This window comes from Aeromonas sp. 25-AL00135 (assembly GCF_054052385.1).
Genome location: NZ_JBSTYQ010000010.1, coordinates 30,220 through 51,047, shown reverse-complemented (window position 1 = coordinate 51,047; position 20,828 = coordinate 30,220). Strand labels below are relative to the sequence as shown.

Below are 20,828 nucleotides of genomic sequence, written 5' to 3'. Positions count from 1 at the left end.
TCCTTTTGTTTTGTCCATCATACGCGGTTACCAGAGCCGCAGTTCACTCTCAATGCAATGGAATGCCGGTCAGCCAGCCGTGGCCCCAGAACACCAGCAGCGCGGTGGCAGCCAGGCCCGCCCCGACGCTGATGCCGGTGCCCGTCCAGTTGGCCGCAGGACGGGGATATCGCTGCCAGTCCCGCACCGAAATCCAGACCATGCTCACCAGCGCCCACAGCCCGATGCCGCCAAACAACACCAGAGATCGCGCCTCGCTGTTAACCAGCAGATGAGCCACCGCCCAGAGCAGGGTACCGAGCAGTTGGGGATGCACCAGCCAACGGCGCAGATGGTTGGGCCCCTGGCCGGAGAAGAAAAGGATCAGCGCAAAGGGCATCATCACCGTCATGGTCATCGGCCCCCAATCCGGCAGGAAGTAGAGCGGCAGCGAGCTGGCCGAGCGCCAACCGGCGATGATGCAGGCAATGGCGACAAACACCAGCAGGGAGAAGAGCCCCTTGTAGCGATTCTCACCCAGCCGTTCTCTCAGTCGCGCCCGATGGGCCACCGCAAAACAGGGGTAGAGATGGATCAGGGTAAACAGCGCAACCCCCAGGGTCAGCAGGAACATGAGTCTCTCCTTGTACTTGGTACGACCACTATGCCGTAAAGGGAGATTTGCGCCTATCAAAACCGCGCTGACCCATGGAGTCAAAAGTGTGGCAAGACAAAGGAACGGAAAGAAAAGAGCCGATCACGATGGATCGGCAAATAAGTGCCAGGGCAGTCAGACATCTCGCGGGATAGGAGATGCCCCAAACGGGGATATTGAGTGGCCGATGGCGCCCATCGGCCGAACCGGATCAGCCCTTGAGCTGATAGAGCGCCGCTACGTTGCGCGCAGTGAGCTGAATGTTGGTGCTGGCGCTTTCCAGCGCCTCCGGCAGAGACATGGCGCGGTTGACCACGGCGAATACCGCGTCCAGCCCGTGATCATGTACCACACCACAATCGTCGGTCAGGCAACCGGAGATACCGATCACTGGCTTGCCAAACTGCTTGGCGCAGCGTGCGACACCGATTGGCGTCTTGCCGTGAATGGTCTGGCTGTCGATGCGCCCTTCGCCGGTGATGACCAGATCCGCATCGGCCACTTCCTCGGCCAGTTTCAGCGCTTCGATGACGATCTGGATGCCGGGCTTGAGCTCGGCACCGAGCAGACCGACCAGCGCGGCACCCATGCCACCGGCGGCACCCGCCCCCGGAATATCCTTCACCTGCTTGCCAAGGGCCTGCTCAATGCAGTCGGCATAACGGGAGAGGTTGGCATCGAGCTGTGCCACCATCTCCGAGGTCGCCCCCTTTTGCGGGCCAAACACCGCAGAGGCGCCTTTCGGGCCGCACAGCGGGTTGTTCACATCACACGCCACCTCGATAACCAGGTCGCTCAAGCGCGGATCCAGACTACTCAGATCGATGGTCACGAGCTCACTGAGACCCGCGCCACCCAGCTCGATGGCTGAGCCATCGGCTTTGAGCAGCTTGCCGCCGAGCGCCTGGATCATACCGGCTCCGCCGTCATTGGTGGCGCTGCCGCCGATACCGAGGATAAGGTGCTTCACCCCCATCTCCAGCGCGGCCAGGATCAGCTCGCCGGTGCCGAAGCTGGAGGTGAGCAGCGGATTGCGCTGCTCGGGCGCCACCAGATGGATACCGGAGGCGGCAGCCATCTCGATGACGGCGCGCTCGCCATCACCCAGCAGGCCGACGAAGCCCTGCACCTTGTTGCCAAGGGGCGCGGTCACTTCGACCGGCAGGATCCGGCCACCGGTGGCATCGACCAGCGATTGCACCGTACCTTCACCGCCATCGGCCATCGGCAATTTGACGTAGGTGGCGTTCGGCAGCACCTGCTTGAAACCGGCCTCGATGGCATCAGCCACCGCCATGGCGCTCAGACTCTCCTTGAATGAATCGGGGGCAATAACAATTTTCATATCAATTCCTTAGGCGAGGCCAAACACGCCAAACATCAGGGTGGAGACAGTGGCAATGGTCAGACCGACTGCAGTTTCGTAAGGGATAAGTTTCAGGCGCTCACCCACGCCCATGTGGACGCTGCCACCGGTGGCATGGAAAAAAGAGCCGTGGGGCATGTGGTCAAACACAGTGGCACCGGCATGGATCATCGCCGCCCCGGCCAGACTGCTGATCCCCAGTTCAATCAGGGTGGAGCTGAATACGTTGGAGGCCACCACGGTACCGGCAGTAGTCGAGGCGGTTGCCAGCGACATCAGGGCACCGGAGATAGGCGCCAGCAAGTAAGAAGGCAGACCGGAGGCGGTCAGGCCGCTGATCAGCACATCTTTCAGGCCGGAGTTGGCAATGATGCCCGCCAGGGTACCGGTACCCAGCAGCATGATGGCGACCGGCGCCATACGGGCGAGGCCGGAGACCGCAAACTGGTTCACCTTGCGGAATTTACCCATCATCAGGGCGCCGACCAGACCACCGAGGGGCAGCGCAATCAGCGGATCCACCACGATACCGGCGACCGGCCGCAGGGCCAGCAGCAGGATGGCGACCAGCGGAGCGCTGATGGCGGCGGCAAAGTCTGGCAACTTGGCACCGGCAAAGCTCACCACTTCATCAGCAGAAACCTTGCTGCCCTTGTTGTTCAGCCGCTTGGCCAGCCAGTAGGCCATCACCAGACCGAACAGGCCCGGAATGATGCCCGCCGCCATCACAGAGGTCAGGGGTAAATGGAAGGCATCAGCCGCGGCAATGGCGTTGGGGTTGGGGGACATGACGTTACCCGCCTTGCCGCCGCCGATCATCGCCAGCAGGATGGCCGCCTTGGAGAGATCGGCACGGCGGGCGATGGCCAGCGCGATGGGCGCAACAGTGATGACTGCCACATCCACGAATACGCCGACCGCAGTCAGGATCAGGGTTGCCAGCGCCAGCGCCAGCAGGGCGCGGGTTTCACCGAGTTTCTTGACGATGGTCTCGGCGATAGTGGTGGCGGCACCCGATTCGATCAGCACGCCGGCCAGTACACCGGCCGCCAGGATCCGCATCACAGCTGTGGTGATCCCCTGGGCGCCGCCGATCATCAGGGCGACGGTCTGGGTCAGATCGGCACCGCCAATCAAGCCACCGGCCAGGGCACCCACGATCATGCCGTAAGCGGGCGGCACCTTCTTCAAAATGAGGATGATGGCGATGGAGAGCGCCGCGATGGCGCCAAGGGCAGTAACCGGGATCATGACGGACACCTTCAATAGGAGTGAATGGCCGCCATTATGGAGATCTGCAATCAGAATGCTTTGGCTTAAAAACCAAAAATTGCGTCATGTAAACGTGTTTTTTTGTCAAACCTCACAATCACAAGTCGAGATTAAGGCCGAGATAGAGCAAAAATTTGTCATCTAACTTGTTGAAATTCAACCCGGTTATCTGCTCTATCCGCCCCAGACGATAGCGCAGGGTATTGGGGTGAATGAACAGGGATTCGGCACAGCGATGCAGATCACAATCCTGCAAGAAATAGTGGCGCAGGGTCTTCTGCAGCGCCCCCTTGCCATCTTCCCGGGCCAGTTTCTGCAGCGGTGTGCGCAGCTGATCCGCCTGCCAGGAGTCCGCCAGACTGCCCAGCAGCACTGGCAAACGGTAGTCCTCAAAGAAGTAGACCTGTTTGCGCGGCGCCTGCCGCATGCCACGGCGCAGGGTATCTCGCGCCGTCTGGTAAGAGCGCGCCAGCCCGTCGATCCCGGCGAAGTAATCGCCCACCGCGATATGCACCTTGAAGTGGGGAATGCGGGCCAGCAACTGCTTGATCCGGCTGCGCTCCTGCGCCGATTGCCAGACGCCATCACTCAATTGTGCCGGTTTGAGCACCACTATCTCGTCGAGCCCGTTGATGGCGACCAGATTGTCCCGCTCCGGATTTTCCAGCTGATGAACCAGCTCTCGCAGACGCGCCGGATCCGCCTCCTCCAGCGCCAGCACAGCTACCACCCGAGGCTGGGCCAACTCCAGTCCGAGAAAGCGGGCCGCCTGTTGCAATTGATCGACTCGCCCCTCGCCCCGAATGAGCTGCAACACCAGCTCCTCTTTGTGGCGCTTGTCCCACTGCAACTGCTCGGTGAGCGCCGCCTGCTCCAGGATCAGTTCGGCGGTCATTCGCACCAGCTCGGCGTAAGCACGAACGATGTCCGGGTCGCCGGAGATGCCGATCACCCCGATCAGCTCCCCCTGATAGGAGATGGGCAAATTGATGCCGGGTCGCACCCCTTTTAGCTGCAAGGCTGTCGCTTCGCTGATCTCCACCACCCGGTTCTCGGTCAGCGCCAGCACGGCCCCTTCGTGGCGCTGATGGATCCGCTCCGGATTGCCGGACGCAATGATGAGGCCGTGTTCGTCCATCACGTTGACCGAGAACGACAGGATCTTCATCGCCCGCGCGACGATCTGGCGGGCAAGGTTATCGTTTAGCTGCATAACATCTCCGGACAAGGGGCTGATCTGGCGGCGCCACCACGGGTCGATTCAGGGCACATGGGCGCAAAGATGCCACATCATCAAGACAAGCGAGAGGGGGATCGCTAGAATAGGCCACTTTACCCGATGTGTGCCCCGCCATGGAGCAGGAATTGCGTGCTTGCACCCGCCTGCCCGTGATGGCCCATCCCTCCGATCTGGACTGTGCTATGGATTATGAATTTCGCCGCGACCCGTTTGGTGGCTATCGCGCCCGGTTCTCCATGGGCCATGAAGCCATCGGTCAGTGGCTGATCGACGAGGTTGGCAAGGATGAAGAGAAGCTCGACGAGCTCTTCTCCATCATTGATCAGCTCTCCAACCGCACCCGAGTCGAATACCGGCTCAACGGCGGTGACTACTCCCTGCTGCTGACCCATGAAGAGGCGGAGGTGAAAGCCAACGCCCTCAATATCGAGCTGGGTGAGGATCTTGACGATCTCGCCTACTACGATGATGAACAGCTGGCCATGTGCGGGCTGGAAGATTTTGCCCAGGTGCTCGGCTCCTGGCGCGCCTTTATCCGTAACGAGGATATGGGCTGATTGACCCAATGTCGGGCAAATGTGCCCTTTTGCCTAACTCAACAGGATTGACTATGTCTATTTACGATTTTGATGACGAACTGCCGGAAGACGAAGAACAGGAATCCACCAAGAAAGCGGCTGCACCTTCCAAGAAGAAAGGCAAGCAGGTGATGAACACTCAGGTCAACCTGAGCCCGCGCGATGCCAGCCGTCTGAACGGCATGCACGTTGAAGCGATCGCCACGCTGGACGACGTCAGCCTGCCGAAGAACGTCATCTTCAAGGCTGGCCTGATCGCCTTGGGCGAACTGGAAGCCAGCAAGCGCGCCGATATCATCGCCCGCGTGATCGCCGAATCAGGCCGCTAATCGCCCCTGAAGGCATAAAGAAAGCCGGAGCCACTGCTCCGGCTTTTTGTTTTCCGCCTAGGCACTCTCAACGGCAATCGATCCCCTTTCCGGCTCGGGAGACCAGTTGGTCATAGCGACCATCGGCACGGGCGGCAGCCAAGGCATGATTGAAGCGCTCAAGCAGGCTGGCGGCCTCCGGGTACTGCCGTGAAATGATCAGATAAAAAGTGTCGCTCTGGCGAAAGTGGGGCAATGCCTGCAGATGGCAGGGGTCGCCAAACAGTTGGCGGCTGGCATCCCGGGTCACCGTCTCGTTCATCGGCAGCAGATCGATCCGTTTGCGATCCAGCAGTTGCAGACACTGTGCCAGGGTCTTGGGGCGCTGCAGATCCAGCCCGAAACGCTTGATCACCCCGTCGGCATGGCTGGTGCTCCACCCCAGCGGAATGCAGACACGCAGCCCTTGCCAGCGGCCAGCCTGAATGGCCTCGCTCCCCCGATAGGTGAACCAGGAGAGGCGATCTATATGAATGGGAGCGCTGTAGTGGAAGAGCTTGGCCCGCTCGGCAGTCCAGGCGTAGGGGAAGGTGGCCGCGACCAACCCATTGCGGGTCAACTGATAGCCGCGTGGCCAGGGCAGGTAGTCGACCCGGATCTCTCGATACCCGGCCTCTTGCAGCAGGGTCGTCACCAGCCGGGTGCTCTCGCCGCCGTCAGGCAGGGCCTTGCCGGTATAGGGGGTGAACTCACCGGTCACCAGCAGCAAGGGTGCGGCCTGCAGCCAGACACACCAACAACACAACAACCACAGACAGTGCTTCATCAGCTGCTCTCCCTTTACCCTGTTGATGAGTATAGAGAAGGGATCCGACCACCTCCTGCGCGGTTGTCCTGCTGACGCCCACTTGTTAAGGTTGCCGCCTGCCTCGATCAAGGAGATCCAATGTTACCCCTTCCCGACTCATTTATCTGGGGCGCGCTGGCGCTGGCCGTGCTGCTTGCCCTCTTCCGCCAGCGTCTTCCCGCCTTTGCCCTGCTGGGACTCTCCCTGCTGCTGGCACTGTGGCTTGACCGAATGACACTACCCGCCCTGCTGGTCTCGGTCGCAGGATTACTGCTGGCGTGGCGTACGCCAACCCTCCCCGCCCGCTGGGCGATGGCGGCCAGAGTGGTGCTGATCCTCTGGGCGATTACGCTGACCCTGCACCTGATCCCCGGCTTCAACAATCTCAAGGTGCTGGATCAGGCGCTGGCAGGCCCCGCCAGCGTGCCGTTCAACATGTATCTGAACCTCGACAAGCCGCTGCTGCTCTTTGGCTTGCTGCTGGCCTGCCCGATGCTGCTGGGCAAGGGGGGCGCAATCCGCTGGCGCCCATTGGCCCTGTTGCTGCTGCCGCTGGGTGCCCTGCTGGTCATCGCCTGGCAGTTGGGGGCACTGAAACCGGAAGTGGGTCTGCCCCACTGGTGGTGGCTGTTTGCACTCAACAATCTGCTGTTCACCTGCGTGGCGGAAGAGGCGCTGTTTCGTGGCGCGATCCAGCAGGGGCTGACCGAACGTTACCGCCCCTGGATTGGCATCGTCGTGGCCGCGCTACTGTTCGGAGCCATCCACCTGCCCGGTGGCCCACTGCTGGCGCTGTTTGCGACCCTGGCAGGCTGCTGCTACGGCTTGGCATTCCAGCTCAGCGGGCGACTCTCCGTGGCCATCCTGATCCACTTCGCCTTCAACTTCGCCCATCTGGCGCTCTTCACCTACCCGCTGGCCCACCGCTAACTCCTGAAGTGAAGGCGCCTGACACGGGCGCCTTCCCTCGCTCTTCCCTCTCTCTTTAAGCGTGCTGCCTCGCTCGCTTTACACCTCCACAAAGCTCCAAACAAAACCAATTCATTTACTTGTAACCAAAATGTAAACAAACTGACCTCTGCATTCGCCATAACAGTCACTTTCCATTGCCCTGCAACCAAAAGGATCCTGTGATGCAGAAAACCCTCAGTTATGCCGCCCTGCTGCTGGTCAGCCAGTTCCCGCAACTGGCACTGGCCGATACCGATGTCTATCTCACCAACAACAGTCCTGAACCGCTTCAGATCGACATCCGCCAAAGCGGCAGCGGCCAGTTGCAACCCGGCAGTCAGTGGAGCCAGCACCGTACCGAACTGGGCCCATGGGAGAGTGCCATGGTGCTCAGCTTCAATCGCTATGAGGGGGTCAAGGCGGGCAAGAGCTATCTGTTCGAAACCCGTGTGACCACAGCGGGTGGCGACGTCTATCGGCTCAACCAGCTGATGGAGGGAACCTGGTGGAACACCACCTTGCAGCACGGTGGCGAGACACCGACCAGCGCATCCGGTTGGCAAAACGATCGGGCGATCCACCGCGTTGCCGGGCCACAAGAGCTGGCCTTTGCCGCCAAGTTCACCGGCCGCTACGACGATCTGCACTATATGATCACGCCCCCCCAAAAACGGGAGCAACCGGAACCGGCAGAAAATAGGCTCAAGGTGGCCAGCTACAACGTCTGGGCACTGCCGGTCATCGCCTCCAGCATCGGCGAGCGATTGACCTTGCTGCCTGATTACCTCAAGGGCTATGACGCCCTGCTGCTGCAAGAGGTATTCGATGGCCGCCGCGAGGGCTTTTTACAGGCGCTGGCGAAAGAGTACCCCTACCAGACCAAAGTACTCGACAAGCCCGGGGTCAACATTCATGACGGCGGCGTGGTGATCGTCAGCCGCTATCCCATAGTGCGGGAGGCCCAGCTGGTCTATCCCCAATGCACCGGCACCGACTGCTTCGCAGACAAGGGGGTGATGTACGCCGAGGTGATCAAGGGGGGCAAGGCGTGGCACCTGTTCGCCACCCACACCGCCAGCTTTGACACCGACGAGGCGCGCAAGCTACGGCAGATCCAGTTCGGTCAGATCCGCTCTCTGGCAGCCAGCCTCAAGATCCCCGCCAGCGACACCGTCATCTACGGCGGCGACTTCAACGTCAACAAACGCAAGTTTGCCGATGACTACGCCAACATGCTGGCCAATCTGAACGCCCATGAACCCGCCTATGGCGGCTATACCGAAGCCACCTTCGATCCCAGGATCAACCCCTATGCCGGTGGCCCACTCTCCGGTGGCGCCAACGTCGAGTATCTGGACTATCTGGTAGTGAGTCGGGAGTACGGCAACGCCAGCCACAACCTCAACACGGTCTGGATCCCGCGCAGCAGCGATGACAGCCTCTGGCCCGCCAGCAACCTCTCAGACCACTTCCCGGTCAAGGGAGAGATCAGCCGATGACTCGTCGTTACGGGATACTGGCGCTGGCTATCCTGACCCTTTTGCTGGTGAATCTGGGCTGGCAGGAAGAGCAGTCCCCGATATCACCAGAACGGTCGGCTACGCCCTCTCTGGCCGATGTGCAGTTGCCAACAGAACCGGGGAGCCCGCCTCCCCGCATGCCAAACGCTGAGGGGATGGATGGCAAAAGCAAAGAAGTGCCCAGCAGCTGGCAGGCGATGCCGGATGAACTGCTCAATCAGCTTGCCAGCGAGATCAGCGACAGCGAGTTGCCGCTGGCGCAGCGTGTGAGCAATCTGGAAGCAACAGAGGCCGGGTGGCTGCGCGAGGGGGAGAGTCTGATCCGGTTACAGGGGCGCTATGCCCTGGCGCTGGATCAGTTGGCGCAGGAGAGCGAGCTGTTACCGTTGGCCGAGCGGCTGGACGCCCTCAGCCGCTTGCAGGATCGGTGGGCGGCGGGTCATCCGGATCTGGCGGTGGATCTGTTCAACCCGGATGCCCGCCTGCAGCAAGCTCGTCAGCTGTGGGGAGATGAGGATCTGGCCACCCTGGCCCGCCACTTCCTGCCCGCAGAGCAGGCTGAAGCCACGCTGGCGTTTGCCGGGGCGCGCCAGCAACAGCTGGATCAACGCAGCCGCTACCAGCGAGAGCTGGCCGAGCTGGAGCAGCAACTGGCGATCAGCCAACAGCAGATGGATCCTGCGCTGTGGCAACAGCACAAGGAGGAGGTATTGAGCCAGTGGCGTCGTGACTTCTTCGCGCGGGAGCAAGGCACACCCTGAGGTCAGCGCTTGCCCTTGAACTGCTTGACGCTGCGTTTGGCCTGAGTGCGGCGATTGGCCTGCTTGTCACGAGGGGGGCGCTTGCCTTCCCCGCTGGCAGGCTGGTCAGTGACCGGGAATCCCACCAGATCGCCCAACGGCAGCTCGCGGCCGGTCAGGGTGCGGGTAGCTTGCAGCATGTCACTCTCGCCATGGCAGACCAGTGAGATGGCCAGCCCCTCGAGGCCAGCCCGGGCGGTACGACCGATGCGGTGTACATAGACGGGGGCGCTGGCGGGCAAGTCCAGATTGATCACCACCGGCAGCGCCTCCACATGGATGCCACGCGCCATCAGGTCGGTGGCCACCAGCACCCGAATTTTGCCCTCTTTGAAATCGCCGAGCGCCTGCTCACGCACTGCCTGCTCCTTCTCACCATGGAGGGCGGCCACCGCAATGCCCGCCTTGGCCAGCTTTCTGGCCACCCCGTCGGCATCATCCCGCGCACTGATAAAGACCAGCACCTGCGGCCACGCCTGCTCCTTGAGCAGACTGATGAGCGCCGGGACCTTGCTGCTCTTGTTGACCAGATAGAGTCGCTCTTCGATCTCGTTCACCACGCTGTTGAGAGGGGTGGCCTCGATACGGGTAGGCTCGCGCAGCAGGCCGTTGGCCAGCGTCTCCAACTCGGCAGGCAAGGTGGCGGAGAAGAGCAGGGTCTGGCGATCCGCAGGAATAAAGCCGAGTAGCGCCTTGATGTCGGGAGCAAAGCCCATCTCCAGCAGGCGATCCGCTTCATCCAGCACCAGCAGTTGCAAACCATCCAGCCCCAACAGTTGCTGGGTCAGCAGATCCCGCAGCCGCCCCGGCGTCGCCACCAGCAGCTGTGGCCCCAGCGCCAGTTCGGCCTGTTGCCGCTCCTGCGCAACGCCCCCACACAACGTCACGATGCGCAGCCCCAGCGCCTCGGCACCCTCTTTTAGCGCGGCAGTGACCTGAATCGCCAGCTCGCGGGTTGGCACCAGCACCAGACCCTGCACCTGGCTGGAGGCAGGATCCAGCCGTTGCAGCAGCGGCAAGCCAAACGCCAGCGTCTTGCCGCTGCCGGTCTGGGCCAGCGCCAGCAGATCCTGCCCCGCCAGCGCAGCCGGAATGGCCAGCTGCTGGATGCGGGTCGGCGTCTGCAAGGTGACGGGCAAAGAGGCCAGCAAGGCGGGATGAAGGGCAAGTTCGCTAAAGGTCATGGCGCTACGTCAACAAAGAAGTGGGAGGCGAAGTCTAGTGAGCGGGGGCCGAGAAGTAAAACCCTATCCATGATGGTTTGGCCAAGGGGGCTGACGACGGGCTGACTACACTTTAGCTGACCCATCACCAAGAGAGACTCGCCATGACCAGACACATCCCCCTTCTGCTGCTCGTGGTCACCCTGCTCGGCAGCGCGACTCTCGGCCTGTCGCAGACTCCGGAGAACGACGCCGCCCCCGAGCCGCCTAAACCGGTGCGCATCCTCAATGCCCACCTTGGCGAGCTGCCGGGGCTGATCAATGCCGACAAGACAGGCCCCTTTGTCGATCTGGTACACGCCATCGATGACCTCTACCCCGATGTAACCATCAAGATCACCATCTACCCCATCGCCCGTGCCATGGCTGGGGTGATCTCCGGCAAGGCTGATCTGGGGCTACCCGCCATCCGCAACCTCAAGGATATCGATATGCTGGCTTATCGCTTCAGTACCCGCAGTTTTGGCAAGGTTGCCCATGTCATCTACAGCAATACCAATTATCCAGTCACCACGGACATGGCCTACGGCATAGTGCCCACCAAACGGGATCTGCTGATCGAGGCCGTACCCGACTATATGCCCTTCCCGGTGCAGCGCTCGATGAGTATCGAGCAGTCACTGCGCAAGCTCTCACGCGGCCGTATCGACGCCTTTGTCTGGGCGCAAGAGGAGGCCGACCTGATGCTCAAGCAGCTGGGGCTGGCAAATATCAGGCGAGAATTTTTCGGAGATTTCGAGGATGTCTTCATCATCCAGAAAGGGGCAGCAGGTGATGAGATGGACGAATTTCTCCGGCAAGCCATCGATAAGCTGGCCGCCACCGGCAAACTGGCCGAGATCTACGAGAAGATCCACCGCCCCTACGTGGAGTGGCAACCCTCCCCACCCGCCAAGTCTGAACCGACGACCAACCCGCCCGCTACGCCCTGAACAGACAATTCCCGCATAAAAAATCCCGCCGAAGCGGGATTTTTCATGGCTTGCAGCCTTACAGCACTGCCAGCGCCGCAGCGTAGTTCGGCTCGTCGGCCACTTCGGCGACCAGCTCACTATGCAGCACCTTGTTGTCACCATCCAGCACCACGATGGCGCGAGCGGTCAGACCGACCAGCGGACCGGAAGAGAAGGCAACGCCGTAATCTTCCATGAAGGCCGCACCGCGCAGGGTGGAGAGAGTCACTACCTTGTCCAGACCTTCGGCGCCGCAGAAGCGAGACTGGGCGAACGGCAGATCGGCGGAGATGCACAGTACAACTGTGTTATCCAGCGCGCTGGCCTGCTCGTTGAACTTGCGCACAGAGGTCGCGCAGGTCGGGGTATCGACGCTCGGGAAGATGTTCAGGATTTTGCGCTGACCGGCAAAGCTTGCCAGGGTCACGTCGGAGAGATCCTTGGCCACCAGGGAGAAGGGCTTGGCTTGCTCACCGGCGACCGGGAAGTGACCAGCGACGGAAACCGGGTTGCCTTGCAGAGTGACTGAGTTGCTCATGTGTTATGTCCTTTATTGGTGTAGTAAAAATCCGGGTGATCAGTATAGGGGCGGCGGGACCAGACAAACACCCGCGAAGACAAGGGATATAAAGGGGTTGACCTTGGACTTAACACCAAGGTTTAGACTCCTTCTCAGTAATCAAGGATCTCGCAGGGGCGGGATCCATCAAGAGGGACTCATCATGAGCAAATCCTGCTGCAATCATCAGCACGCCGCCCCCATCAAGGCCGTCAGCAAGGCGGCCTCCGGCCAGAATGAACATCACCACGATAGCCACTGCTGCGACAACACCACGCCCGTCAGTTGCTGTTCAACCCAGACGCCTCATGAGCACGCATCCCGTGACGGCAATGAATCCCCCGGGGATGATGAGCCTCCCCGAGGAGGTTGCCACGATCAAGCGTGCTGCAGTGCCCCCTTATCGCCAGCTCACGATCATAAGCATGAGCATGAGCACGATATGCCCCCTGCCGACCCGCTGGTTGCGCCGGAGCAAGGCAACAGTCGCCACAGCTGGCAGGTGTTGGGGATGGATTGCCCCAGCTGCGCCCGCAAGATCGAGACCGCCGTCAGCCGGGTGAGCGGCGTGCAACAGGCCCGCGTGCTGTTTGCCACCGAGAAGCTGGTAGTGGATCTGGCACCCGGCCTCTCCCCCGATCCCGTCACCGCCGCCGTGCTGGCCGCCGGTTTCCAGCTCAAGGGGGAAAGTGCTGACAAGCAGGCAGCTGGCCGCGAGCAAGCGTCACAACAGCCCCTACAGGGCAATCTATTCGGTAACTTTTTGGGCAAATATTGGCAGCCCCTGTCACTGGCGGGTCTGATGCTGGTTGCCGCCCTGCTGCCGAGCGAGTTCGGTCAGCCGCTCTTTACCCTGGCGACCCTCTGGGGGCTGTGGCCTATCTCTCGCAAGGCGTGGGCGCTGACCAAAAGCGGCACCCCCTTCGCCATCGAGACCTTGATGACGGTGGCCGCCGTGGGCGCCCTGTTTCTCGGTGAAACCGCCGAAGCGGCCATGGTGCTGCTGCTCTTTATGCTGGGTGAACATCTGGAGGCCTACGCCGCCGGACGCGCCCGGGCCGGAGTGACCGCTCTGATGGCGCTGGTGCCTGACAAGGCGCTGCGGATCCGTACCACTGCCGAGGGCGAGGTGCGGGAAGAGGTCGGCGCCGATGAGCTGCGTCCCGGCGAGATTATCGAAATCGCTCCGGGTGCCCGCTTGCCTGCCGACGCCCGCCTGCTCGATGAGCTCGGTGCGTTTGACGAGAGCGCCCTGACCGGTGAATCCATTCCGGTGGAACGTCGCCAGGGGGACAAGGTGCCGGCCGGTAGTCTGGCGGCGGATCGGGTGCTGCGCCTTGAAGTGGTATCGGAGCCGGGCAACAACGCCATCGACCGCATTCTGCACCTTATCGAGGAGGCCGAAAGCCAGCGTGCCCCCATCGAGCGCTTTATCGACCGCTTCAGCCGCTGGTATACCCCGGCCATGATGCTGGTTGCCCTGCTGGTGGTGCTGGTGCCGCCCCTTGCCTTCGGCCAGAGCTGGGACGAGTGGATCTATCGCGGACTGGCACTGCTGCTGATCGGCTGCCCCTGCGCGCTGGTCATCTCCACCCCGGCAGCGGTCACCTCGGCGCTGGCCGCCGCCACCCGTCAGGGAGCGCTGATCAAGGGGGGCGCCGCACTGGAGCGACTGGCCCATATCGACACCGTCGCCTTTGACAAGACTGGCACCCTGACCCTGGGCAAGCCGCAACTGACCGAGCTGGTGAGCCTCAATGGCCAGCCGGAGACCGAGTTGCTGGCACTGGCGGCTGCCATCGAGCAGGGCTCCCACCACCCGCTGGCCCGCGCCGTGGTCGCCAACGCGACCGAACAGGGGCTGACGCTGGCGGAGGCTCGCGACCTGCGTGCCCTGCCGGGCATGGGCGTTGAGGGACGCATCAACGGTGAACTGTGGCAACTGCTGGCACCGAGCCGGGTGGCGACCCTGAATGTGGAACAGCAAACCCGGATTGCTTCGCTGGAGCGGCAGGGCAAGACCGTTGTGGTGCTCTGCCAGAGCAGCGATGCTCAGGCGTTGCCAGTCGCCCTGCTGGCGCTGCGGGATCAGATCCGGCCGGAGGCGGCGGCTGCGCTGCAAGAACTCCATCAGCTCGGGCTCAACAGCATCATGTTAACCGGGGATAACCCCCGTGCCGCCGAGGCGATCGCCACCGAGCTGGGCATGGGCTGGCGTGCCGGTCTGCTGCCGGAGAACAAGGTAGAAGAGATCGCCAAGCTCGCCAACACCCGGAAGGTTGCCATGATCGGCGATGGTATCAACGATGCCCCCGCCATGAAGCGGGCCAGTATCGGCATCGCTATGGGGGGAGGCACCGATGTGGCGCTGGAGACGGCCGATGCGGCGCTGACCCACAACCAGCTCGGCGGTATTGCCGCGATGATCCGGCTGTCGCGGGCGGCACTGGCCAATATTCACCAGAATATCGCGCTGGCGCTGGGGCTGAAGGCCATCTTCCTGGTCACCAGCCTGCTCGGCATCACCGGACTGTGGATTGCGGTGCTGGCCGATACCGGCGCCACCGCGCTGGTGACCGCCAACGCCCTGCGCCTGCTGCGCAAGCGCTAATCCCGCACCATTAGAAACCGTGAAATAACAACCGCCGCCCCAACCGGGGCGGCTTTTCTTTTTCCTCTCATTTCTCTCACTGCACCCCGTAAAAGAAAAAGCGCGCCTGCCGGTCGGCAGTCGCGCTTTGCTTACTCTCTCGGAGTTATCCCACCCTTGGCAAGGTGGAATTCAACCCGGGGGTGCCGAGCCATCCCCCGGACTCAATGGCTTGCTTACTTGACGCTGCACTCCTGAATGACGGCTGTGCCCGCCTTGACGCCAGCCGGGTCAACCTTCACCAGCACACTCCACAGCCCCTGCGGCAGGGTGATGCTGTTATTGGCACTGCCCCCCTTGGAGAAGGCGAACGAATAGCCGGTTTCAGCGTTCACCGCACCGCCACCGTTGAGCAGGTACTCCTTGCTCCAGTCCTCGTTGGCCACCTTGAACTCGGTGCTGCCGGCGTAGTTGAACGCCGCCTGATAGATGGCGAGATCGCCGTCCATCCCCTTGTAGCTCAGCTGGTACTGAGGTTGGGCTCCCCAGCCGGAGAGCTCACCCTTGACGAACAGGTTGTAGCCGAGCGGATTGCCCGCCACCGTATCCAGCACCTTGCAGCTCTGCACCGGCTCGGTGAAGCTGACGCTCAGGGTCGGTTTGTCCTTGTTCATGGCGGTAAAGACAAACTTGTAGCTGCCTGCCTTGGCCAGATCGAGCCCGATGTTGCCGGTATCGCCACCCTTGCAAAGGGTCAGCGGAGTGCCGACCACCAGCTTGTCACCAGCGTTGCAACTGCCGTAGTTAATGCTCCAGCCAGAGTCCGCCACCTTCAACTCGGTGTTACCAAGCTGCTCCGCCGTCACTTCTGCGCTGAACTCGTACATGAAGTTACTGGTAAATGTCAGCGGATTCTTGTCGCCAAAACTGGGGTCCAAGAAGCCCTTCAGATAAACATCGGTGTTGCCAAACGGTGGCAGGGTGCTCAGGTCGGTCTTCTTGCTGACCGGCAGGCCCGCGCCCTGTGCACCAGACTGCGGCTTGACGAACACGGCGGCAGACCAGGCCCCCAGCGTCAACTGGCCGTTATCATAGGCGGCGCCGCTGGCGATGCTGTCGACTACGCGATGCTTGCTGCTAAGCACCATACCGCTCAGATCGATCGGCTGATCGTTGCCGTCACGGAAGTCGCCGATGCTCTGGCTCTGGTTGCTGGCGTTGATCATCACCACCAGACCGTCGATGGCCGGATCCAGGTCCGTCCCGGCACTGACGCCATCATCCACCGTCATGACGATAAGGCCGGGCACCTGATCCGGGCCGGTATTGCGGAAGTCGACCCGCTTGATCACCTCGGCACCGCTGCCCAGACGCAGCAGACGGGAAGAGTTGCGCAGCTCCGCCAACTCCTGATAGAAGCTCACCATCTGCGCCATCTCGGCCGAGCCCGGCTTGGCATGCTTGCCGAGCACCTGCTCGATCAGCGGATAGTTGTCGCCATCCTTGTCCTTGCGCGGCAACCCCTTGTCGAAGTTGTTGTCGCCCAGGGTGTAGTCGACCTTGTTGTACCAGTCGCCCGAGTCATAGCTGTCCCGCTCCATGGATTTGGAACGCAGCAGCTCGACACCGGCGTGGGTGAAGGGAATGCCCTGACCCAGCATGGCAGTCGCCAGCGAGACCCCCTGCATCCGCACCAGATCGGCTCCGGCAGGCGCCTTGTATATCAGGTTGTCGAACAGGGTCTGGTTGTCGTGCTTGTCGACATAGTTCTGCACTTCCACCGGATCCTGGGCATAACCGGCAGGCTGACCGTTGTAGTCGATCTCGGCGCCTTTCTTCGGCATGCCATCCTTGTCGGTCAGCACGAACTCCTTGAGGTTGCCCGCCATGCCGAGCCGCACCAGATCGGACTGGTGCAAGGCCGTTGCCAGCTCCACCTTGCTCATTTCGTTAGGATCGACGAAGGCACCGTTGCCAAAGCCCTGGGTCTTGCGAATGGTATCGCCACCGTCAAACGGACTGCCGCCGCGCACCGCATCGCGCAAGCGGTCGGAGAAGGAGCCGATGCCAGTACCACCCAGATGCTTCTGGGTCGCCTGCACGAAGCGCTTGTCATCCTGCACTTCGCCGAAGTTCCACCCCTCGCCGTAGAAGTACATCTCGGGATTGACCTTCTTCACCGCGGCCAGCGCCTGCACCATCTGATCTTTCGGATGGTGGCCCATCAGGTCGAAGCGGAAGGCGTCGATCTTGTAGTCGCGCGCCCAGGTGACCAGGGAGTCATCCATCAGCTTGGCAAACATGGCGTGTTCCGGCGCCGTGTTGGAACAGCAGGTGGAGTTCTCCACCGAGCCGGTCTCCGGATTGAGGCGCTGATAGTACCAGGGCACTATCTTGTCTAGCACCGACTTGGGGCCGAGCCCGGATTCGTTGGTGTGGTTGTAGACCACGTCCATCACCACGTTCATGCCGATGTTCTGCTTGATGGCCTTGACCATCTCGCGGAACTCCAGAATACGTTTGGTGCCCTCGGCGTTGGTGGCGTAGGAGCCTTCCGGCGTGGTGTAGTGGTAGGGATCATAACCCCAGTTGAAGGAGTCGACGCCGCGCAGATAGCCGGAGAGCTCCTGCACCTGCGGATTATCCTTGCTGTCGCCCCCTTGCAGGTCGGCCAGCACATCTCCCACGGTCTGACCGCCACCGCAATAGCCGCCAAATCTGGATGTTTTCACATCCGGATTGACCTGACAGAGCTTGCTGAAGTCATCGCCGAGATTGGCCACCTTGGCCGGATCCTCATTGACGGTGGCGATATCGAACACCGGCAGCAGGTGCAGGTGGCTGACGCCGCTTTTTGCCAGCGCTTTCAGATGGTTGACCGGTACAGAGTCGGGCTGGGTCAGGCCGACAAACTTGCCGCGCTTATCTTCATCGGTGGAGGCATCGTTACCGGTCAGGTCGCGAACATGGGCCTCATAGATGGTGATATCGGCGGGGTTCTGCTGGCTGTGGGGCGCCTTGAGGCTGTCCCATCCTTCCGGTTTCAGGGCCGGATCGTCGAGATCCACTACCTGACTGAACTCGGAGTTCATCGCGAGGCTCAAGGAGTAGGGATCGGTCACCTCGTAGTGCTCCACCTTGCGGCTCAGCGGATGGTAGACCTCCATGTCGTAGCGGTAGAACTGGCCGATCAGCTCGCTGCCCCCCTCGTAGCTCCAGCTGCCGCTGGCGCTGTCGAAAGTCATGGCCACTTCACCACTCTTCTGATGGCTGGCGTTGTAGAGGGCCAGCTTGACCGACTTGGCGGTCGGCGCCCAGAGGCGGAAGGTCACCCGGTTGCCCTCTACCACGGCGCCATAGCTCAGCTTGGTCGCCTCGGGAGCATAGAGCGCATCGAGGGCGCCGGCGCTCTGCACCAGGGTCGCTCCTTGCAGGATACCGTCGGCATCGGTGCCGATAGCCACCAGTTCCCCCTTGAGCAGGGGCTTGAGATCTTTACCGGCAGGCAGGGCAAAAGCGGCTGCATCCTTGAGATGCGGATATTTGGCCTGCTGCTCGGCAGTCAGGCTGGTCGCGATCAGGCTGATATAGGGGAAATCGAACACCCCATCGGCATTGGCCTTGATGGTGCCCGAGTCGGTGTAATAGAGGCGAACGTGGGGCTTGTCTTTGCCCCCTTGCCAGATCAGGGTATTGCCATCGATCAGATGAGCGCTGGCCCCCGCCACGCCAAAGGCGGCGGTAAAGGCCTCGGCACGGCTGCCAAACAAATCTTTCTTGCCCGCGACGATGGCCACGGTGCGATCCGGATGCTCACTGAAGATCACCTTCATATCGCTGCCGGTCAGGTTGGCCAGATCGCCGTTGCGAGCGATAAAGTTGATGCACCCTTCCACATTTTTGAGCGGCACGACCCAGGCCGGACCAAAGCTGTCAGCGGTGGCAGGAGTCTTGCTCTTGTCATCCCACCCGGTATTCAGGCCACTATCAGCCGTTGCCTTGCAGGCGTCGTTGTTCCAAAGGTGCAGGCTGTGGCTGTCAAACGGTGCCTTGGCCCCTTTGGCTGCCGACTGGGTATCCACCAGCGCAATGACTACCTCGTTGGGGCCTGCTTGCAGCAGCTCCTTGGGGGGATCCATCTTGGGCAAGCGAGCGACAGGTCCATCAGAAGGTTCAGGTGTAGAAGTAGATGTGCTGTTGTCATTACAGCCAGACAAAAGCGCGAGCAGTGAGGCTGTTACCAGCGCCACTTTGGTCTTTTTCATATCCATATTTTTATAATTCCCGCTGTAGTTAGTCTCGATAGTCGAGCACCCGGTCATTGCCAGGCGGTGCCATATTAATCAGCGGCAATCGATTCAAATGTGAGCGGAAAGGCAAAAAAACCATCCAGTTTCAACAAGATAACGTTTTCAGACTGAAACTTCGATCCGGCTCACAGACCTCGCAGCCATTTGGCCTCATATCTGGAAAACGGCAGTCACGGGGTCAGAAAAGCAATGTCTGATCAAGTGGATAGACAAGGAGTAAACAATGAAACGGATTGAAGAGCAGGCAAGACGACTCGATCAGGAGTATCAGGCGATCGGGCAGCTATTCGACCAGTTTTGCCAGCAGGCTGGCACCCTGGCCGAGCAGTATCACTTCTTCAACTGGCCCGATTATGAAGACTCGCCCCCGCTGAGCCGCGCCTTCACCCTGCTGGGGGAACCCCGCGAACTGCGGCTGCGCTGTCAGCCCGGTGAGCGCTCCGCCCTCAATGGCCTGATCCAGGTAGTCTCGGAGGATGGCACCATAGATGCCAGCCTCGGATTTCGCGCCGATGGCCAGCTGCTGCTGGAGTCCGGCAATCTGCTGGACAACCCGCCCGGACTGCTGCTCAAGTTGCTGCTCGGCGCTGTGTGGCAACACAAGCCCCAGGAGGAGATCACCGGGCAACCGCACTGACATCAGGTGCCAACGGCACTGAAACCAAGGGGGGTAACGGCCCCCGCTATTTATCCTGTTCGCTGGCGATCTCGATGGTCACATGCACCAGCTCTTCATGGATCGCCAACCGTTCGCGGATCTGCTGCGCAGATAGCGGATTGGCCATCAGCAAAGAGAGCACGCAGGCATACTGCTGCTGCCCTACCCGCCAGACGTGCAGATCGCAGATCTCGGTCTGTGGCAGTTCGGCGATGACCTCACGGATCTCCGCCACCAGCGGGGTATCCATCTCGGCATCCAGCAGCACCCGACCGGAGTCGCGCAACAGCCCCCAGGCCCATACCGCGACCAGTCCGGCACCCACTATGCCCATCAGCGGATCGAGCCAGTCAGCCCCCCACAACATACCCCCAGTCAGCGCCAGAATCGCCAGCACGGAAGTGGCCGCATCCGCCAGCACGTGGATATAGGCTGCGCGCAGGTTGAGATCCTGATGTCCGTGCTGATCGTCATGGTCATGATGATGATCGTGGTCGTGATGCTCATGATGGTGGTCATGCCCATGGTGATGGTGGCCGTGATCATCCTTGAGCAGCCAGGCACAGGCGAGGTTCACCAGCAGCCCCACCAGCGCGATAGCGATCGCCTGTTGATAGTGGATCGGGCTGGGATCCAGCAGCCGGAACACCGACTCGAACAGCATCAACCCGGCAACTCCCACCAGCAACAGGGCGCTGGTGAAGCCACCCAGCACCTCTATCTTCCAGGTGCCGAAGCTGAATCTGTGGTCACGGGCAAAGTGGCGGGCGGCGCGGTAGGCCAATACCGAGAGACCGAGGGCCAGCGCGTGGGAGCTCATGTGCCAGCCATCGGCCAACAGCGCCATGGAGTTGTAGAACCAGCCGCCGCCAATCTCCGCCACCATCATGATGACGGTCAACAATACGGCCCAGCGGGTCTTCTGTTCGGCCAGCGGATTGCCCTCATGGATGACGGGTTGATGGCAGTGGGATTGAGCGAGGGATGACATGAATTTCTCCTGAGAGCGATGATGCAAT

At 61.4% G+C, this 20,828-nt stretch carries 17 protein-coding genes; 8 read left to right on the top strand and 9 right to left on the bottom strand.

The window, feature by feature from the left end; genetic code table 11:
• Positions 1 to 49: 49 nt before the first annotated feature.
• From ACW5XC_RS11020 to ACW5XC_RS11005, 4 genes are all read right to left on the bottom strand, one after another.
• Entirely contained in the window at positions 50 to 613 is a 564-nt protein-coding gene (locus ACW5XC_RS11020; protein ID WP_042053314.1) for an NnrU family protein, read from the bottom strand.
• 232 nt (positions 614 to 845) lie between these two features.
• Positions 846 to 1,979, bottom strand: a complete 1,134-nt coding sequence (locus tag ACW5XC_RS11015; RefSeq protein ID WP_042053313.1) for a glycerate kinase — start codon at positions 1,977 to 1,979, stop codon at positions 846 to 848.
• A gap of 9 nt (positions 1,980 to 1,988) precedes the next feature.
• A complete protein-coding gene (locus ACW5XC_RS11010; protein WP_042053311.1) occupies positions 1,989 to 3,251 on the bottom strand; it encodes a GntP family permease in 1,263 nt (420 codons plus the stop codon).
• A 118-nt stretch (positions 3,252 to 3,369) separates the two neighbouring features.
• Complete coding sequence (locus ACW5XC_RS11005) at positions 3,370 to 4,485, bottom strand: sugar diacid recognition domain-containing protein (protein ID WP_042053309.1); 1,116 nt, start codon at positions 4,483 to 4,485, stop codon at positions 3,370 to 3,372.
• 209 nt (positions 4,486 to 4,694) lie between these two features.
• Between ACW5XC_RS11005 and ACW5XC_RS11000 the strand changes: the two genes are divergently transcribed.
• Positions 4,695 to 5,069 carry a YacL family protein gene (locus tag ACW5XC_RS11000; RefSeq protein ID WP_031227767.1) on the top strand — a complete coding sequence of 125 codons (375 nt, stop codon included), beginning with the start codon at positions 4,695 to 4,697 and terminating at the stop codon, positions 5,067 to 5,069.
• 53 nt (positions 5,070 to 5,122) lie between these two features.
• Positions 5,123 to 5,419 carry a hypothetical protein gene (locus ACW5XC_RS10995; protein ID WP_042053307.1) on the top strand — a complete coding sequence of 99 codons (297 nt, stop codon included), beginning with the start codon at positions 5,123 to 5,125 and terminating at the stop codon, positions 5,417 to 5,419.
• A 67-nt stretch (positions 5,420 to 5,486) separates the two neighbouring features.
• Here ACW5XC_RS10995 and ACW5XC_RS10990 read toward each other — a convergent pair whose 3' ends face one another.
• Complete coding sequence (locus tag ACW5XC_RS10990; RefSeq protein WP_042053306.1) at positions 5,487 to 6,224, bottom strand: substrate-binding periplasmic protein; 738 nt, start codon at positions 6,222 to 6,224, stop codon at positions 5,487 to 5,489.
• 120 nt (positions 6,225 to 6,344) lie between these two features.
• On the opposite strand from ACW5XC_RS10990, the gene ACW5XC_RS10985 reads away from it, so the two are divergent.
• The 3 genes from ACW5XC_RS10985 (at position 6,345) to ACW5XC_RS10975 (ending at position 9,477) form a co-directional block, all read left to right on the top strand.
• Entirely contained in the window at positions 6,345 to 7,175 is an 831-nt protein-coding gene (locus ACW5XC_RS10985) for a CPBP family intramembrane glutamic endopeptidase (RefSeq protein ID WP_042053305.1), read from the top strand.
• Positions 7,176 to 7,378: 203 nt separating this feature from the next.
• Positions 7,379 to 8,695: a sphingomyelin phosphodiesterase gene (locus ACW5XC_RS10980; RefSeq protein ID WP_042053304.1), complete on the top strand. Its 1,317-nt coding sequence runs from the start codon at positions 7,379 to 7,381 to the stop codon at positions 8,693 to 8,695.
• Positions 8,692 to 9,477 carry a GumC domain-containing protein gene (locus ACW5XC_RS10975; protein WP_042053302.1) on the top strand — a complete coding sequence of 262 codons (786 nt, stop codon included), beginning with the start codon at positions 8,692 to 8,694 and terminating at the stop codon, positions 9,475 to 9,477. Before ACW5XC_RS10980 ends, ACW5XC_RS10975 begins: the two co-directional genes overlap by 4 nt.
• Before the next feature lie 2 nt (positions 9,478 to 9,479).
• Here the strand turns inward: ACW5XC_RS10975 and ACW5XC_RS10970 are convergent, their stop codons facing one another.
• On the bottom strand, positions 9,480 to 10,700 hold the full coding sequence (locus ACW5XC_RS10970) for a DEAD/DEAH box helicase (protein WP_042053300.1): 1,221 nt from the start codon (positions 10,698 to 10,700) through the stop codon (positions 9,480 to 9,482).
• Between the two features lie 143 nt (positions 10,701 to 10,843).
• Between ACW5XC_RS10970 and ACW5XC_RS10965 the strand changes: the two genes are divergently transcribed.
• Positions 10,844 to 11,671, top strand: coding sequence for a type 2 periplasmic-binding domain-containing protein (locus tag ACW5XC_RS10965; RefSeq protein WP_042053299.1), 828 nt, complete (start codon positions 10,844 to 10,846; stop codon positions 11,669 to 11,671).
• Positions 11,672 to 11,729: 58 nt separating this feature from the next.
• Here ACW5XC_RS10965 and tpx read toward each other — a convergent pair whose 3' ends face one another.
• Positions 11,730 to 12,230 carry a thiol peroxidase gene (tpx, locus tag ACW5XC_RS10960; RefSeq protein ID WP_021230929.1) on the bottom strand — a complete coding sequence of 167 codons (501 nt, stop codon included), beginning with the start codon at positions 12,228 to 12,230 and terminating at the stop codon, positions 11,730 to 11,732.
• A gap of 184 nt (positions 12,231 to 12,414) precedes the next feature.
• Between tpx and ACW5XC_RS10955 the strand changes: the two genes are divergently transcribed.
• Positions 12,415 to 14,862, top strand: a complete 2,448-nt coding sequence (locus ACW5XC_RS10955; protein WP_042053298.1) for a zinc/cadmium/mercury/lead-transporting ATPase — start codon at positions 12,415 to 12,417, stop codon at positions 14,860 to 14,862.
• A 215-nt stretch (positions 14,863 to 15,077) separates the two neighbouring features.
• Here the strand turns inward: ACW5XC_RS10955 and pulA are convergent, their stop codons facing one another.
• On the bottom strand, positions 15,078 to 19,112 hold the full coding sequence (gene pulA, locus ACW5XC_RS10950) for a pullulanase-type alpha-1,6-glucosidase (protein WP_143182572.1): 4,035 nt from the start codon (positions 19,110 to 19,112) through the stop codon (positions 15,078 to 15,080).
• Between the two features lie 262 nt (positions 19,113 to 19,374).
• Here pulA and ACW5XC_RS10945 point away from each other — a divergent pair, with 262 nt between their 5' ends.
• On the top strand, positions 19,375 to 19,788 hold the full coding sequence (locus ACW5XC_RS10945; RefSeq protein WP_021230925.1) for a hypothetical protein: 414 nt from the start codon (positions 19,375 to 19,377) through the stop codon (positions 19,786 to 19,788).
• Positions 19,789 to 19,834: 46 nt separating this feature from the next.
• On the opposite strand, the gene dmeF is transcribed toward ACW5XC_RS10945, so the two are convergent.
• Positions 19,835 to 20,800, bottom strand: a complete 966-nt coding sequence (dmeF, locus tag ACW5XC_RS10940) for a CDF family Co(II)/Ni(II) efflux transporter DmeF (protein WP_042053294.1) — start codon at positions 20,798 to 20,800, stop codon at positions 19,835 to 19,837.
• Between the last annotated feature and the right edge of the window lie 28 nt (positions 20,801 to 20,828).